Raw genomic sequence first — 15759 nt, forward strand, 5'->3', positions numbered from 1 at the left:
TGTGAGATTATTTCATGTTAGTGAAGACCCTACGATAACGATTTTTCATCCTCGTATACCCGAACGACCAGATTTAGATGCAAGCAAAGGTCTTGTATGGGCGATCAACGAGAGATGCCTGCCTAATTATTTAACTCCGAGAGATTGTCCTCGTGTTTGTTTTCATGCTGGGAGTCAAACGACAGAGCAGGACAGACAGCAGTATCTCACAACAGCGCCTCATGTAGTGGTTATTGAACGCAAATGGGTGGAGGTATTGAAAAGTACAAGATTATACTTATATGAGTTTGAGGGAAAAGGATTTACGCTACAGGATGAAAATGCGGGCTATTCGGTTAGTGAAACGGCTCAAATTCCTATTGCGTTATTTGAAATCGATGATATATATAGTGCAATGCTAGAACGTAATGTCGAATTGGGAATAGTCGATAGCCTATGGGACATTCATGATGAAATTCAGCATACAACGTTACATTGGTCAATGTGTCGAATGCGTTGCGCTCAGCCAAGATATTAAGTAAACAAGCCTCGTCATGTACTTTTTACATAGACGAGGCTTAGTTATTTATTATACGTTAGTTGTTTGTTCAATCGGTGTTGAAGAAATATTGACTAATTTTTTATCTTGATAAGTAAAGATGTATTCGTAGTTCGTTGTTTCCTGAAGCATTGTAGGCAAATAATACTTTAAATCTGCAATGCCTACATTTTCAGGGTGGAAAATCCAAGTAAGCTCCTTCCAATCAAGAATGCCCTCTGCAACTTTTATCGGTGTAACATATGTAAATGAATCAGGAATTTCTGCTATAAACGCATACATACAGCCATATTCAATGACCCCATCTGTCCATGTGATTTTACCTTTATAAGTAATATCCTCAACCGTAATACCTGTTTCTTCTTTAATTTCTCTTAGGGCACCAGCTAAAGGTGTTTCATTTTGTTCAATTTTTCCACCTACACCATTCCATGCGCCCATCCAAGTTGGATAGTCTCTATTAAGTAATAGGATGTGCTCACCCTTTTTTAGAAAACAAATCGTAAATTCCACGACAATCTACTCCTCCTTCAAATTCCCTTTCCATTTCTAAGAAACTAGGACTGCTTTGATACGTATTGTATCAGAGAAAATGCTAGGCCACTTAGTAATTTTTCAAAGACACATGTTAAAATGATACTATTCATATAGACGATGGTCGTAAAGGGGAGAGGTATAGCAGTGATTTTAATAAGTGCTTGTTTAGCAGGATTAAATGTTCGTTATAACGGTACGAACTGTATAGATGATAGAGTTCAAAAGCTTGTGTTAGAGAAAAAGGCTATCACCGTTTGTCCTGAGCTGATGGGAGGTTTTTCAACGCCTCGTGAACCTGCTGAAATAGTGGGAGGCAATGGAGACGATGTTCTTGATGGCAAAGCTACCGTTATTGAATGGTCTGGCCGTGATGTCACAGAGCTATATATGAAGGGGGCGTATGCGACCTTACAGAAAGCGCTAGAGGTGGGAGCGACACAGGTCGTCTTAAAGGAAAATAGCCCGTCCTGTGGTAGTGCAGCTATTTATAATGGCGAGTTCAACGGTACTAAAATAGTCGGGGAAGGCGTAACCACTGCCTTACTTCGAAGAAATAATATTATCGTGCTATCGGAAGAAGATATTTAGTGAATGACTGTTCCTCCAGAAATCACTCCATGGAAATGGCCCCTAATGTGTAGGGGCCAAGCTTATTCCACAATTAATATTCGAGGTGAAGTCTTAGCTATAACCTTTGTAGAGACCCAGCCGCCAAAACAAGCTGCCATTACACTTACAAGGCTTATTCCGATACTCATCGGCCAGTTGATCACAAGCGGAAGTTCAAGTAAGCCGTATTCTAAAATAATGGAATGGAGAGCAAGTGGAATTAATTTTATACCGATAATAAATCCTCCGATTGCGCCGAATATAGAAAGAATTAAAATACCGGATGTAATCGACCACCTAATATTTGAAGAGGTCATTCCAATGGATTTATAAATTCCATACGTACTACTTTCTTTTCTAACATTAATTCTCGATACACTAAAAATAATGATGCATGTTACGATGATAAATAAAAAGCCAACGATTGAAAGTGGGATAACTAATACGGCTACAACTTCTTTAAAAACAGCATCTAGTAATACTTGTTGTGTGACTGCTGATATAGAGCTATTAAAGTGAGCATTCAAATCCTCGACAATTTGAGGAGCGGATGTTTCATCTAATAGATTCATCATACTAATTTCAGAAGCAGAATAGGTAGTGTTATAAACTTTAATAACATCTGCTGAAATTCTCGCCGAGTTCGACATATTTGCTATAGATTGATAGATCCCTGTAATGATCAGAAAGTGCTGCTTCCCCTCAATGTAAACTTCTACAATATCTCCTATATTTTTATTTAAAGACCGAGCGACATTAATGCCGATAGCTATCTCATTTTTACTGACAGGATTACGTCCAAACATGGTTTCGTACCCAACGGCATCAAAGCTACCCTCGATAACATTGACAGTGATATTTAATGGTGAATTGTTGTCGTTAGGAAGGACTCCCGTGAATTGATCTAGCCATGCATAATCTTTAATACGTTCATCTTCCAGTAAAAAATCTTCAAATCGTTTTTTTGAAAATGTCTCTTTATTAAATACGGTTACTACTACATGTGATGCATCATATCCCCACGAGGGGGAAGTCTCTTTGATGGAGATAAAACTATTCAATATGACCACACTAAAGACGAGTATGGAAGACGTTATAGAGGTAAGCGCTATAATAAGAATGGAACTTTTTAAATTCTTTGTTATGCTTTTCAGTCCAATTTGAAGTTGAATTGGTAGATTAGATAAACGAAATAGTCTACTCGAGCTACTTCTACGACGATTTATTTTACTATTTGCACTTTCCGACATACCATATTTGATTGCTTGGACAGGTTCCACCTTGCGAGCCTTGTTCGAGTAGAAAAAGGCGGTGAGTACCACAATCCCAAAAAGGATGAGGGCAATCAGCACGGTTAGTCGAGTTTCTTGGTGAATGGCTAAATGATTTCCTGCTTTAAGATAGGATAAGGAGCTTTCTAAAATGATTCTGGAAAGAAATTTACTTACGATGAGTCCCGGTATGATCGAGAAAGCAGATAGCAAGCCAAATTGTAATACGTAAGTAGCACTTATCTGTAGAGACGATAGACCGAGAGATTTCATAACGCCTATTGTTCTGTAGTTCGCTAAAATGGCGTCGGAAATGCTAAAACCAATGATAAATAAAGATACCAGAAGCATAGCTATACCAAAGGCAATCATGATAAAGCCAATGATTTTATTAATAATTAAATAAAAAGAAGCTATTTCTTCATATTCCATTTTAGATTCGAGATAAGGTCCTTGCAGATAGTTTTCAAAATCACGCCAATAGCTAGAGCTTTGCTCATAATTGTCAAAGCGTAGTGCCATCATGTATTGTTCAGTTCCGCCCATGGATGATAAATGCAGCTGATAGTCCGTATTGTTCATCCAAATACGAGCGTTTGTTGTAAAGGGACCACCATACGGCATATCTACTACAACACCTGAAACCATTAAGCTAAACGTTATCTCACCTGTATTAAATTCAATTGCATCGCCAAGTGAAATGTGAGCACTTGATGCCAATGAGGTAGGAATCCATATGGTCCCTTTAGGTGGAGATGTTTGCTTTTCTCCCTCAGAAAATAATAATTGATCGATCATTGAAGGCATTTTTGGTGTATCCATCATAAATAAATACAGATTGGGCATTTCTTTCCCATCGAAGGTAATGCCAGATAAATTTTTATAGGGTATTAAGTCGGAGGAAGTTACCCCTTGCTGCTCCTGCCACCAATCGTTTACGGCAAAAGGGTTATGAACATCATCACCCATTGTTAAAATTTGATGGGCACCATTTGAATCAAAATGGGCTTTTTCAAAAATATTGTTCGTATTTGTTAGTATGGTTACAGAAGTAGCGAGTAAAAGCGTTGATAGGAAAATAAGGACAACCATCAGACCATTTTGTAATTTTCTTTTTCTTAAATAGGAGGAACAAAGAGAGACAATTGCGTACATCGACTACTCCTTTCCAGCAACATAAGAAAAGATAATATGTTCTCGCTCTTGTATATGAAGATGATCATATTTTTCGAAGTTTAATACCCCATCTATTTTTCCATCTTGAATGATAATAAGACGATTTGCACGACAAGCTGCCTTTATATCATGCGTTATCATCACAACAGATTGCCCACTTCTATTTAAATTAGTTAAGATATCTAATACGGCTACACCTTGATCGTAATTTAAACTACCAGTTGGTTCATCCGCAAAGAGCACTTCAGGATTATTAACCAATGCTCTAGCTATTGCAGCCCTTTGTTGCTGACCACCTGATGTTTGAGAAGGTAAACGATTTCGTTGCTTGTCAAGACCCATTAAATGGAGTAGCTGTTCTGCTTTTTGGATCATTACTTTTTTATTAGTTTTGGCGATGTATCCAGGAAGGGCGATATTTTCGAGCAGCGTCAAATCAGGGATGAGATTACTATTTTGATAGATATAACCAACCTTCTGTGAGCGAAAGGTAGCTAGCTTTCTTTCTGAAAAGGAATCTAACTTCTCCCCTTGAAAGTAAATTTCACCTGCCGTGATCGTATCCAGTCCACTTAAAAGATAAAGAAGCGTTGACTTACCAGAACCGGAATTTCCCATAATAACAGTGAAATCCCCCTTATAAATATCAATATTCATATTTTTAATGGCATGGAATTGTTCGCTACCCGTTGAAAAGGTTTTACATACATTTTGGGCTCGTATCAGTACTTCTTTTTCCATAGTTAAGGCCTCCTTTTGATTATTTTCTTTAGTGTAATATGTAATTATTAGTAGGTTCTTATGAAATTATTAATAAATTCTTACAGTCGAAGTAACCTTTTGAACAAAAAAACGTTGTAATAATCGATTTGAAACATGTCATAAAAGGAGAAGGAAGTTATGCCATTAACATTTGCTCATCCAGCAGCGGTCTTACCTTTTACTCGAAAAAGTAAATATATTCATTTTTCTGCCTTGGTATTAGGAAGCATGGCTCCAGATTTCGAATACTTTTTAAGGGGACGGCCAATAGGAGAGATTGGCCATACATTTGCAGGGTTCTTTTTATTCAATCTTCCACTCGTTCTAATCATCTACTTGATTTATTATCGGTTTATCCATCAGCCAATCATGAGCCATTTACCAGAATTTTTACAGGATTTTAATAGCTATCAAATGGCAGGGACTAAAACATGGAAAACTATTGTTTTTAGTTATTCAGCATTATTAGGTATGCTAACCCATGTCATATGGGATTCATTTACACATCAAAATGGGCTTATGGTGACCAAACTTCATTTTCTTTCTCAAACATTTACTTTATTTGGATTTCATATCCCCATTTATAAGTTTTTACAGCATGGAAGTACATTGGTAGGCATTACGCTTATTTTTGGGTATATGTATGACAGGGCATCTTTGATCAAACATAACAAAATGCCTGCGGTATCTCCTCAGAAAAAATTTGCTTTTTGGAGTGCGCTAGCTTTCTTAACGTTTGTTTATGTATGTTTTTGGCAGTGGATCAATGGCATTCCGTTAAGCAGCTACGGCGTATGGGTTGTCCGTATCATCGATTCATTTTTTGGTAGTGTACTGACCCTTTCAATCTGTTTAGCATTTCGGAACAAAACAATGAACGATAAAAAGACTACCTAAAATGGGAGTCTTTTTACGAGATAGGAAGTGTAAGTGTAAAGGTAGTGCCTTCCTTGTGCTTGCTATGAAATGAAATTGAACCATGATGTTCCTCCATAATATGTTGGCAAATGGATAGACCAAGCCCTGCTCCTTCGTTTTTAATAGCAGATTCTCTTTCAGGCTGATGACCTCTAAAGTAACGTTCAAAAATAAAGGGCATATCTTCGGGAAGCATCCCATTGCCATTATCTATTACTTGGATATAAAGTGTTTGATTTTCAATATAAGTAGTAATAGTTATGGTATCTCCATTGGAGGTTTGCTTTAATGCATTGGTAACAAGGTTGGATATAACCTGCTCTAGCCGACCCTCATCTACTTGAATAAGGACATTAGGAATCATTGTAGGTTTGATAAAATGAATATTGGTTGTTTGGACATAATAGTGAATCGGCTGCAAAATGTTTGTAAGGACTTCTCGGCTATATTGTTCTTTTAAATGGATAGGGATATGGCCGAGTTCCTTTAATGTATGAATAAATAAATCATCAATGAGCCTCGACATTTTTTCCGTATTCGTCTGCATGATATGAATGTAGGACATAAGTGAATCTTCATTTCGACAAACGCCCTCAGATATAGCGTCCAAATAAGCTTTTATAGTAGTTAGAGGTGTTCTCACATCATGAGAGATATTCGAAATGAGCTTTTTTTGATGTTGCTCCTGTTCATTTCGTTGGATGACTAATTGTTTAATCTCTAATCGCATTTGGTCAAATACGGCATACAATTCACCAAGCTCATCCAATTTCGTATAGCTACTCATTTGATCGTAATTCCCTTTGACAATTTCCTCGGTGTTTTTTTTCAGCTCATGTAATGGTGTTAAAATGTCTTTCTGTACTTTCCTGTTCATATATAGGGCGAGGCATATTATAAAGAGGCTCAGAGTGCCCATCATGACTACTAAAAATAAGTTGTTTGAATTTGGTTGTATGGAAGGAAATAGACTATCTTTGTTTAGGGTAAAAATAGCATTTCCTATTTGTTCATGGCTCTCATCATTAACAATAGGAAAAGCAATCTTCATTTTTTCAGGTTCTTGTTGTGATGTAAATAAATCGTAATGTAGATCATTTTTAATTTGAATCGTAGATGTAAGGTCATTCTCTTTTGTATGGAATATTACTTTGCCATCTAGATGAAGTACGGTCATATCAATTTCCTGGTCATCGCTCATTTGTTGCAGCTTACTACGTATCTCGGAATCTCGTTCTAAATTTGAAAAATGATCTTCTATGTATAATAATAGCTGATTCACGGATAATCGAATTTGATTGATGACATATTGATCCTCTGATACTTCTTGAGATTTGTTGGTAGCAATGAATAGAGCAAGGGTACCTATCAACAATAGTACAACACAGATGATAAGCGTCCATATCCATTTGTTGATCCAATTTTTTAAGTACATTTGAGTCTCCTATACGTGATTGGATGTACTGAATTTATAACCAACTCCCCAAACGGTTTGAAGATAAACAGGATGAGAAGGATTGATTTCAACTTTTTCTCGTAGCCGTCTAATATAGACTGTAATTGTATTCTCGTCTCCATAGGTGTCATAACCCCAAACCGCATCAAGCAACTGACTTTTGGAGAAAACTTGATTTCTATTTTTTGCTAGAAAAAATAGTAACTCAAACTCTTTTGCTGACAGGGGAATAGGCTTGTTATCGCGCAAAAAAAGATATTCCTGCTTATTAATAACGATATTATCAATGTGAATGACATCCTTCTGAACGTCATGATCTTGAAGCCATCTATCCTGCCTTCGTAAATGGGCATTAATTCTTGCCACTAGTTCACTTAGTGAAAATGGTTTAGTCATATAATCATCCGCGCCAAATCCTAGCCCTAATACTTTATCAGTATCACTCCCTCTAGCACTTAAAATGAGTATTGCCACATTACTATGTTCACGGATTTTACGGCATATTTCGATCCCATCACAATCGGGTAGAGAAAGATCTAGGATCACGAAATCTGGAGCGGATTCTTGCAAATAAAGGATAGCTTCATGGCCAGTTCTTACAATATGTGAATCGAACTGATGAACGCTTAAGTAATCCCTTATAATATTGGCAATATCATTTTCGTCCTCCACAATTAGAACGTTGATGTTCTTCATTAAAATGATCTCCCCTTAATTTAATGTCAAAATCATGTTCTTCTCCGATTAACGAGGAAGAAAAATAAAGCAATGATAAGGAATGCGTAAAGGATTATCCAAGCAAAATGCCAGTAAAATACGTTAGGGACTACTTCTATTTGATCGCCAACGCTCATTATTTCAAGTGAAAAATGAACAGGCGGTAGTAGCCACAGGAGACCAGCTTGGATATTATTTTTTAAAGTAGCGATAACGACAGACATAATTAGGATACTTATGACACCCCACCAAGTATTTTGCCTATTGTTCACAATCTCTCTTGTGAACAAGGCAGTGAGTGCAATAGCAAGAATCGATAAACTAAAATGAGACAAGAAGCCCAATCCTATATGTAATGGTTTTGGTTTTTCGAAAAACGCATCAATGAGAATCGGATAGAAGACTGAAACACAACTTAAGCTAAAAGCAATTAAACCACAAATAATGAAAACGCCAATATTGTAGTGTGTTGGATTTTTGGCATGAAGAGTAGTAATCAACTTTTGCCCCTCATCCTCAGCATGAAATAATGTAACAGTAAACCAGCCCATTAAAAAGAACAGAATAAGCGATGTAAATGAATAGCTATCTAATATTGGATTAGGCACAAACGTATAGTTAACGACAAGACAGAGGATGAAAATTGTAAAAGGTGGAACGTATTGATAGGTTCTTAAATAATTAATAAATTGATAGCGCAATAAACTGCTCATCTTTTTCGATACCTCCTATTAAAAATGAGAAGAGAATTGTTCTTTTTTGTGATGGACATTAGCTAAATATTTAATAGAGGCATTTTTTTGTAGTAGTTTAAGCAAAATTTGATCTGAATCCTTTGCCTGCACTATCGATACGATTTCAAAATGACCATTCGCTAAAGGTTGTTTTTGTTGAATTTCCATCAAAGGTACAATTTCATCAAGTAATGCTAGGCTTGCAATATCAAATATTAGTCGATGGACAGGGCGGCTAATCAAATCCTTTGCTTGAATAAGTTGATTTTCTTGAATAAACAAAACTGAATCGACAAGATTTTCGAGTAATTTCGTTTCATGGCAAGTTAGGATAATGCTTAGTCCTTTATCTCTTACTGTCGCCAATATTTGTTCGAAATCATTTTGTGCTTTGGCATCAAGCCCTGATAATGGCTCATCCATTATTAGTAAATCTGTTTCCTCTAGCATTGCCTGCATGATCATCACCTTTTGCCTCATTCCTTTAGAGAAGTGGACGATCCTTGTATTTTGAGACTCTTTTAATTGGAACATTTCAAGCAATACTTCTATTTTCTTCAAAAGACGCTTTTTAGGCATACCCCGAATCCGCCCCATATGATAAAGATATTCTTGCGGTGTAAATAAAATTTGGGAAGGGGTGACTTCTGGGACATAACCGACTTTTAGCGAAGTTTTATGCGCCACAATTTTACCGCTGTCTGGTTTAATGAATGCAGCAATAATTTTGAGTAAAGTGCTTTTTCCAGATCCATTTTTTCCGACAAGCGCAATAATTTCATTGGCTGCAATCGAAAACGATGCATGATCTAAAACTGTTTTCCCATTAAATTGTTTACTAACGTTTTGTACTTCCAAAATAGTAGTCATCTTCACTCACCTTTATTCTTTGGATAAATCTCGACTATAAAATGATTATAAAGAAATTTGGTCTTTCACTTCAATGAAATTGGATAAATTTCCTGTATTTAGACATTACCATGCCCACAATAAAAAGTTCTGCCGAATGGAGCAGAACTTTTAACGTTTCATTATAACGAGCGATATTTTTTTAAACTAATAATATTTAAAGTGATGAAAACAATGGCGAAACAAGCAAGTATGCTGAGATTCAGGATAATATCCGGGAAGGCATACCCTTTATACATAACGCCATTCAATGCATCTGCTGCATAGTAAAGTGGCATGATTCGGCCGATATTTTGAAGCCATTCAGCCATACTATCCAGTGGGAAAATGCCCGAAAAGAATACTTGTGGAACAATAATTAATGGTATAAATTGCATCATTTGAAATTCGGAAGCGGCAAAGCTTGATAATAGCGCACCCAATGATAAGGACACAAGAGCGACTACCATATTAATGAGTAAAACAAGCCAGATAGAGCCTACATGGACAATATCAAGTACATAAATACCAAACAACACGATAATAATCGTTTGTAGAAAGGCAAATAGACCATAGCCGACCATATAACCTGCTACAATTTCTGAACGCTTAATCGGTGTTGCGAGTAAACGTTCCAATGTTCCAGAGGTGCGTTCCTTTAACAGGGCAATGCCAGTAATTAAAAAGACAAAGAAAAAGACAAAGAAGCCAATGAGCATGGGACTAAAAATATCGAAAATGGCAGTATCTTCATCACCATACACATAGTCTGTTTTCAAGCTCCCCATTGCGGCTTGTGATGGCTGCAAAATTTGGGCAAGTTGCATGGTTAAAGCTTTTGACTGGGAAGGATCATCATTTAATAAAGTTAATTTACTACTATTTGGCTCTATTGCTAGCCATCCGTCATACTCTTTATCCTGCAGTTGTTTTTTCGTAAAATGATTGTCTACAACAATCGAAAAATCCGCATTTTTAAGTTTCTCTATTAAGGGCGCGGGGGCATCGGAGACAACTAGTGTGATCTTAGCTTCGTTACTATTAAAAATAAAGTACATTAATGACAGTACGAGCAGGGGGGCAAAGAACAATAATGCAAGTGTCCGTTTATCTCGTTTCATCTGTTGGATAATTCTTGTTACAATTGCACCGATTCTCATAATACGTCCCCTCCGGCCATTAAAAATACTTCATCAAAATCCTTTGCTTGGTAATGATCCTTTAATGCTTGAGGTGTACCCTGTGCAATAATTTGGCCATTCCTTAACATAGCTAATTGATCACATCTTTCTGCTTCATCCATTGCATGAGTCGTTACTAAAATCGTTTTCTGTTCTTGATCTTTTAAACGAATGAGCTCTTGCCAAATTTCTTTTTTGAGGACAGGATCAATTCCTACTGTTGGTTCATCTAAAATTAATAGCTTAGGATCTTGAATAAGGGCAATCGCTAACGATAATCTTCTTTTCATTCCGCCCGAATAATTACCTACTTTACGCTGTAAATCATCGGTAAGACGGACAAGATTGGCAGCATAGGCTACACGCTCCATTCTTTCGGCTTTCGATAAGGGATAAAGCTTAGCGAAGAAATGTAAATTTTCCTCCCCCGTTAAATCTGTATAAAGAGCATCTGATTGTGCCATATAGCCGATATCTTTCAATAATTGTTGGTGGGGTACAACCAAATCTAATACTTCAACAGTGCCGTTATCAGGTTTCAGCATGCCCATTATCATTTTAATTAACGTTGTTTTACCACAGCCTGATGGACCAAGTAAGCCCATTAATTGCCCCTTTGGAATCGTTAAAGAAAGGGGGGCAATAACCTGCTTATGTTGGAAACTTTTTTTAAGGTCTTTTATTAAGATGGCATGGTTGACCATACAAATTTCACTCCTTCACTGAACACAATGTTGATTTGATAAAAATTTTAAGGTAGCATGTGAGCAAATACAATAAACAGTTTGCCAGTATGTGTTAAGTATATGGAGGGAAGTGCAATGTCCGTACATGACAAGATGAATTTTGAAACAAAACAAGCGATTAAATCGGCACTGATCCAGCAAGTAGAGGAGTTGGGCTTTGAACGTGTGACAGTAAAAAATTTAGCACTAACAGCCCAAATTAATCGAGGAACCTTTTACTTGCATTACTCAGATAAATATAAAGTAATGGAGGATTTGCAGCAGGAACTGTTGATGGAATTAGAACGCTATGTGAAGCATGTACAACCAGTAGATGCTTTTCAAACATTGAAAATGGGACAACTCTATCAACCGTTCATCAAGGTTATCACCTGCATAAAAGAGCATGCACCCGCCTTTCGTATGTTATTAGGTGAACAGGGAAGTCCTAGCTTTACACAAAAGATGAAAACCATATTTGGCAATCATATTTTGGACAGACTATCGGTAGTTCGCGAGGAAGTGAAGGACCCGGAATTCCAGCAATACTTACAAGCCTTTATAGCATCTGCCATTTTAGGAGTGATTCAAGAATGGTTAGAAAAGGGCAATGACAATTTAACGATAGAAGAAATGGTCACAATGCATTTTCGGTTAATGCGATTTTTAGGGAGTGTAGTAGCTAGCAGTTAAACATAAAATCTACATAGCGGAGAATGGGCCATGTAGATTTTTGTTCCTTATAAAAACTGGATAACGCTAAGTATGCGAAATAGAGCACAATGGGAAAATGAAAAAGAACATGATTGGCATCATTTACATTGCCTACCTCATGTTCTAATTATGCGTATTCAAATTTATTTTCCATAATAATCATTTAATGCAACTTCCAAGCGTTCTTCTAAGTGAGTAGAAATATAATTTAAAACGAATTGCTCTTTTTCCATTTCAATTTGAGAGGATCTGAACATCCTTTTGAAAAAACTAACCTGATTATTCATTGAAAATTGCTGTAATGCTTCTGTACGTAACGTAGAAACGATTTCATTTTCGATATGACGCTCTCTAATTTTCTGTACTATTTCCTTGACACCATTTTCTTGTAGCTCGGTAATCTGTTGTTGGAGATTTTCATTTTCCTGTTTTAATTCCGAGGTTTCTTTTTGAATTTCCTCAAACTGAAGGGCCGAATCGGAGGATAATCGTTGAATGTTCTCGGCAAGAAATTCCTGATTAATGTTAACTTGTAATGTTCCATGCTTTTCATCCGGCAAAATCTGAAAGAGCCCTGTTTGAATCATTTGCTGTAGGACATTCCCAAGAACATCAATTTTATTGGATAAATCCCCAGAATCCATAGTCGTTGCCGTAATTTGATGCCTCAACAGCTGACCATTATCATCAATACCAAGCAATAATTTTATACCCTTCACACGATATTCATCCTTTAATAATAAAATCATTCTTAGCCTCAATATAGCTGGTAAGTCTAAACGGATATTTCCATGCTCATTCGGTGTAGCATTGTCGAAAATGTACTGCTCAAACGGCTTTAAATAGTAGCGAAGCATGGCATCTGTAATATCGAACCAGCCAGCGATTTCTGCTATCGTATAGTGATTAGTTTCATCGATGTCCGCTAAATAATCATCATTGTAGAGGCTCTCCTCTAAAGGCGTATGCTGTAGCGCAACAAACAATGGGTCATCTTGCACAATTCCAAGTACCATCTCTTTTGCATCATTTACTTTAAGCATCCTTTCACACCCCACTTTATTTTTCCCATAACAAAATGTTCCCTATATAGGTTTCTATTCGATTGGTAGCAATTGTATGCCTAATTTGTGTAGGAAATAATCATTAGAACAATGTACCTTTTAACCTTTTATGACTCTTTCGAAAAAAATAATTTGTCCTAAGAGGGGATGTGGGGAGTTATTGAGAGAGGGGACTTATTGGATGGTTACCATCCTGCTTTATTAGACGAAACTGGTTTGAAAGTATTCGCTACTTTTTAAATAGATAGAGGATTGGCAAGGTATGAATTGAAGCTACAAGGAAGTTGGAAAATGATTCAACCCAATATTTAAAAGGCTATAATTAGTTCAAAGTAAAGTCATACAAAAATTAACAATAATTAAGAGGTAGTGGAGCGAGTATTAGGGAAATTGATAAAGGGCTTAATTGCCCCTAAGCATCAATGGTTTCAATATAAAACTTAGTTACCTCAGTTTTTTCAACATTTGTTTTAGCTTCGCAAAATAGTACTATTGCACTTTCCTCATCGTCAAACCATAAATACCTTACTTCTGTACCAAAGCCGCTTTTATCATTATATTCGTATACATCTATGTCCATTTCTTCATCACTTTTCGGTAAGGTAAGGGTACCTTGCATTTGAAGAACTTCGTGTAAAAACTCTGCTGTCTCATCATTAATCTTATTCTCCTCTTTAAGTTTATCGTAGCGAAGATTTACTAGATCAACGAGTGTTTCTTTAGTTAATTGCACTATTTTTTCTTCTAATGTCATGGATAATCATCTCCTAAACTATGCAATAATTAACTAATAGTATACCATCATTTAATTAACTAAACTGACAGTGAGTGAGGGAAAATCTTGATTTTTGAGAAAAAACATCGGCACTCTTTTTAGGAAAGAAATGTTTAGCATATATCCGTTCACTTCATTACGACAGTTTATATAAAGATAGAAAAGATAGATGACCATTAGTAAATTGAGAATATCAATAATATTGCACATGAATGAATTGGTAGTCACTAATTACCTGAGAAAGTATTAAAGAAACTAGTATTTTATCCCTGTTAATTTCATTAAAGTATAGTCAAAAACACTCTTTTTATGTATATTATTGGTTAAGGAGGGAATTGTAATGAAGAAAATAACGATTTTATCATTTTTGTTTTTATTGAGCTTTTTTGCAATTTTTGCTAATAGTGCAAGTGCGGAATCTGTTTTTAAAGATGTTGAAGAAACCAATCCTAATTACAATGACTTAAAATTTTTATATGATAAAGATTTATTATCTGATTCTATTGTAGGTAAGAAACAAACTTTTGGCAAAGATAGTAAAGCAACACGAGGTGATGCTGTGACTATGATCGGAAAAACAATGGGCTATAAAATGTACACTACATATACTCCATATAAGGATGTAGATTATGATGAAGTATTTAGTGGACACGTTTTAGAATTATCTAAGTTAGGGATTATAAATGGTTATTCTGATGGCACATTCAAGTCTGATGGTAGTCTTACGCGAGGACATCTTGCTTTATTCATTGATAGAGCATTCGGTAAATATTTGCCTGAGGGTAATCAAGAGTTCAGTGATGTTCCAAAATCAAATGATGCTTACAAATCTGTAAAAAAATTAGTTGGAGCAGGGATTACAACAGGTTATGGTAATGGAACATTTAAGCCCAATGAACCTTTAACGAAAATGCATTTACATGTGTTTATGGCAAGATTAGTTAAATACTTAGAAGAGCAAAATGTAAAAGTACCTTTGAATGATCCTTTGATTGAGAGTACTGAAAGATATAAACCGATTAATGATGCTAAGATTAAATTAGGTTTATCTAAGTCAGAAGTATATGAGTTAATTAAACATCGTATGACTAATAAACAAACTGATAGGTGGTATTCTACAAATGTTGGTAGGAATGGTTTAGATGGGAAAACTACTTATGGATTTTTTGATGGAAAACTTGAAAGTATTACGAATATATATAATTGGAAATCACAAGTGAAAGCATCAAATTCAATTAGAAATATACATGAGATATATTTAGAAGAGTATAAGAAAGAATTTGGTGAAAACTATAAAACAAATATAGAAGATGATTTAATTATGACATTTTGGGATAAATCGACTTTCACAATAAAACTAAACACACATATATTAGATGGAAAAATAGATGTAGTCTCACATATCTCTACTGATCCTATACCCTTCTAGTGCAATAAGTGCCTTTACATTTATATAAACCAAAATATTAACAATATATAAATATTATTAACATTCCTCAATATTATATTTTAAATTCATGCATATAATTAATAGTAGGGGAAGTAAGTATAAGAAGTCATTCGCTGACGGATCGCCGTATGCGATGAAAGTCGCCTGTGCGGTGAAGGCTCGTTATAAACCTAAAGAAAAAGAAGGATAAGACGAGAATGGCATAGGTGCAGCAATTACAGGAGTAGGAACCCCTTCATCTGTT

At 35.9% G+C, this 15759-nt stretch carries 16 protein-coding genes; 5 read left to right on the forward strand and 11 right to left on the reverse strand.

From position 1 onward, the window contains the following. Position 1: 1 nt before the first annotated feature. Positions 2-517 (forward strand): DUF6886 family protein, encoded by a 516-nt coding sequence (locus KVT27_RS03365; RefSeq protein WP_217580689.1) that lies wholly within the window; start codon positions 2-4, stop codon positions 515-517. 51 nt (positions 518-568) lie between these two features. Here the strand turns inward: KVT27_RS03365 and KVT27_RS03370 are convergent, their stop codons facing one another. Next, positions 569-1051, reverse strand: a complete 483-nt coding sequence (locus tag KVT27_RS03370; RefSeq protein WP_217580691.1) for an NUDIX hydrolase — start codon at positions 1049-1051, stop codon at positions 569-571. 168 nt (positions 1052-1219) lie between these two features. Here KVT27_RS03370 and KVT27_RS03375 point away from each other — a divergent pair, with 168 nt between their 5' ends. Continuing rightward, positions 1220-1663, forward strand: coding sequence for a 2-thiouracil desulfurase family protein (locus KVT27_RS03375; RefSeq protein ID WP_036124337.1), 444 nt, complete (start codon positions 1220-1222; stop codon positions 1661-1663). Positions 1664-1725: 62 nt separating this feature from the next. Here KVT27_RS03375 and KVT27_RS03380 read toward each other — a convergent pair whose 3' ends face one another. After that, positions 1726-4110, reverse strand: coding sequence for an ABC transporter permease (locus tag KVT27_RS03380; protein WP_217580693.1), 2385 nt, complete (start codon positions 4108-4110; stop codon positions 1726-1728). Between the two features lie 3 nt (positions 4111-4113). Beyond that, complete coding sequence (locus tag KVT27_RS03385; protein ID WP_036124340.1) at positions 4114-4872, reverse strand: ABC transporter ATP-binding protein; 759 nt, start codon at positions 4870-4872, stop codon at positions 4114-4116. A 159-nt stretch (positions 4873-5031) separates the two neighbouring features. Between KVT27_RS03385 and KVT27_RS03390 the strand changes: the two genes are divergently transcribed. After that, the gene (locus tag KVT27_RS03390) at positions 5032-5790 is read left to right on the forward strand and encodes a DUF4184 family protein (RefSeq protein WP_217580695.1); all 759 of its coding nucleotides are present in this window, start codon (positions 5032-5034) and stop codon (positions 5788-5790) included. A 13-nt stretch (positions 5791-5803) separates the two neighbouring features. On the opposite strand, the gene KVT27_RS03395 is transcribed toward KVT27_RS03390, so the two are convergent. The 6 genes from KVT27_RS03395 to KVT27_RS03420 all read right to left on the reverse strand — a co-directional run bounded on the left by KVT27_RS03395 (position 5804) and on the right by KVT27_RS03420 (position 11491). After that, complete coding sequence (locus KVT27_RS03395) at positions 5804-7246, reverse strand: HAMP domain-containing sensor histidine kinase (protein ID WP_217580697.1); 1443 nt, start codon at positions 7244-7246, stop codon at positions 5804-5806. A gap of 9 nt (positions 7247-7255) precedes the next feature. Then, positions 7256-7963: a response regulator transcription factor gene (locus tag KVT27_RS03400; RefSeq protein ID WP_036124344.1), complete on the reverse strand. Its 708-nt coding sequence runs from the start codon at positions 7961-7963 to the stop codon at positions 7256-7258. A gap of 32 nt (positions 7964-7995) precedes the next feature. Beyond that, positions 7996-8697, reverse strand: coding sequence for an ABC transporter permease (locus KVT27_RS03405; RefSeq protein WP_036147570.1), 702 nt, complete (start codon positions 8695-8697; stop codon positions 7996-7998). An 18-nt stretch (positions 8698-8715) separates the two neighbouring features. Further along, entirely contained in the window at positions 8716-9588 is an 873-nt protein-coding gene (locus tag KVT27_RS03410) for an ABC transporter ATP-binding protein (RefSeq protein WP_036147571.1), read from the reverse strand. Between the two features lie 161 nt (positions 9589-9749). Next, on the reverse strand, positions 9750-10766 hold the full coding sequence (locus KVT27_RS03415) for an ABC transporter permease (protein ID WP_036147572.1): 1017 nt from the start codon (positions 10764-10766) through the stop codon (positions 9750-9752). Then, positions 10763-11491, reverse strand: a complete 729-nt coding sequence (locus KVT27_RS03420; protein ID WP_208704540.1) for an ABC transporter ATP-binding protein — start codon at positions 11489-11491, stop codon at positions 10763-10765. The genes KVT27_RS03415 and KVT27_RS03420 overlap by 4 nt, the downstream gene beginning before the upstream one ends. 117 nt (positions 11492-11608) lie before the next feature. Between KVT27_RS03420 and KVT27_RS03425 the strand changes: the two genes are divergently transcribed. Then, positions 11609-12205, forward strand: a complete 597-nt coding sequence (locus KVT27_RS03425) for a TetR/AcrR family transcriptional regulator (protein WP_217580700.1) — start codon at positions 11609-11611, stop codon at positions 12203-12205. Positions 12206-12369: 164 nt separating this feature from the next. On the opposite strand, the gene KVT27_RS03430 is transcribed toward KVT27_RS03425, so the two are convergent. Further along, positions 12370-13269: a hypothetical protein gene (locus KVT27_RS03430; protein WP_036124357.1), complete on the reverse strand. Its 900-nt coding sequence runs from the start codon at positions 13267-13269 to the stop codon at positions 12370-12372. 433 nt (positions 13270-13702) lie between these two features. Continuing rightward, positions 13703-14044 carry a DUF7668 domain-containing protein gene (locus KVT27_RS03435; protein ID WP_036124358.1) on the reverse strand — a complete coding sequence of 114 codons (342 nt, stop codon included), beginning with the start codon at positions 14042-14044 and terminating at the stop codon, positions 13703-13705. Positions 14045-14405: 361 nt separating this feature from the next. Between KVT27_RS03435 and KVT27_RS03440 the strand changes: the two genes are divergently transcribed. After that, positions 14406-15494: an S-layer homology domain-containing protein gene (locus KVT27_RS03440; RefSeq protein ID WP_217580702.1), complete on the forward strand. Its 1089-nt coding sequence runs from the start codon at positions 14406-14408 to the stop codon at positions 15492-15494. Positions 15495-15759: the final 265 nt, after the last annotated feature.

Origin of the sequence: Lysinibacillus sp. GbtcB16 (assembly GCF_019091145.1) — a bacterium.
GTDB classification, from domain to species: domain Bacteria; phylum Bacillota; class Bacilli; order Bacillales_A; family Planococcaceae; genus Lysinibacillus; species Lysinibacillus fusiformis.

Coding starts and splice junctions, on each gene's coding strand:
- KVT27_RS03380 (WP_217580693.1), bottom strand. CDS start 4,110: ATGTACGCAATTGTCTCTCTTTGTTCCTCCTATTTAAGAAAAAGAAAA.
- KVT27_RS03385 (WP_036124340.1), bottom strand. CDS start 4,872: ATGGAAAAAGAAGTACTGATACGAGCCCAAAATGTATGTAAAACCTTT.
- KVT27_RS03390 (WP_217580695.1), top strand. CDS start 5,032: ATGCCATTAACATTTGCTCATCCAGCAGCGGTCTTACCTTTTACTCGA.
- KVT27_RS03395 (WP_217580697.1), bottom strand. CDS start 7,246: ATGTACTTAAAAAATTGGATCAACAAATGGATATGGACGCTTATCATC.
- KVT27_RS03400 (WP_036124344.1), bottom strand. CDS start 7,963: ATGAAGAACATCAACGTTCTAATTGTGGAGGACGAAAATGATATTGCC.
- KVT27_RS03405 (WP_036147570.1), bottom strand. CDS start 8,697: ATGAGCAGTTTATTGCGCTATCAATTTATTAATTATTTAAGAACCTAT.
- KVT27_RS03410 (WP_036147571.1), bottom strand. CDS start 9,588: ATGACTACTATTTTGGAAGTACAAAACGTTAGTAAACAATTTAATGGG.
- KVT27_RS03415 (WP_036147572.1), bottom strand. CDS start 10,766: ATGAGAATCGGTGCAATTGTAACAAGAATTATCCAACAGATGAAACGA.
- KVT27_RS03420 (WP_208704540.1), bottom strand. CDS start 11,491: ATGGTCAACCATGCCATCTTAATAAAAGACCTTAAAAAAAGTTTCCAA.
- KVT27_RS03425 (WP_217580700.1), top strand. CDS start 11,609: ATGTCCGTACATGACAAGATGAATTTTGAAACAAAACAAGCGATTAAA.
- KVT27_RS03430 (WP_036124357.1), bottom strand. CDS start 13,269: ATGCTTAAAGTAAATGATGCAAAAGAGATGGTACTTGGAATTGTGCAA.
- KVT27_RS03435 (WP_036124358.1), bottom strand. CDS start 14,044: ATGACATTAGAAGAAAAAATAGTGCAATTAACTAAAGAAACACTCGTT.
- KVT27_RS03440 (WP_217580702.1), top strand. CDS start 14,406: ATGAAGAAAATAACGATTTTATCATTTTTGTTTTTATTGAGCTTTTTT.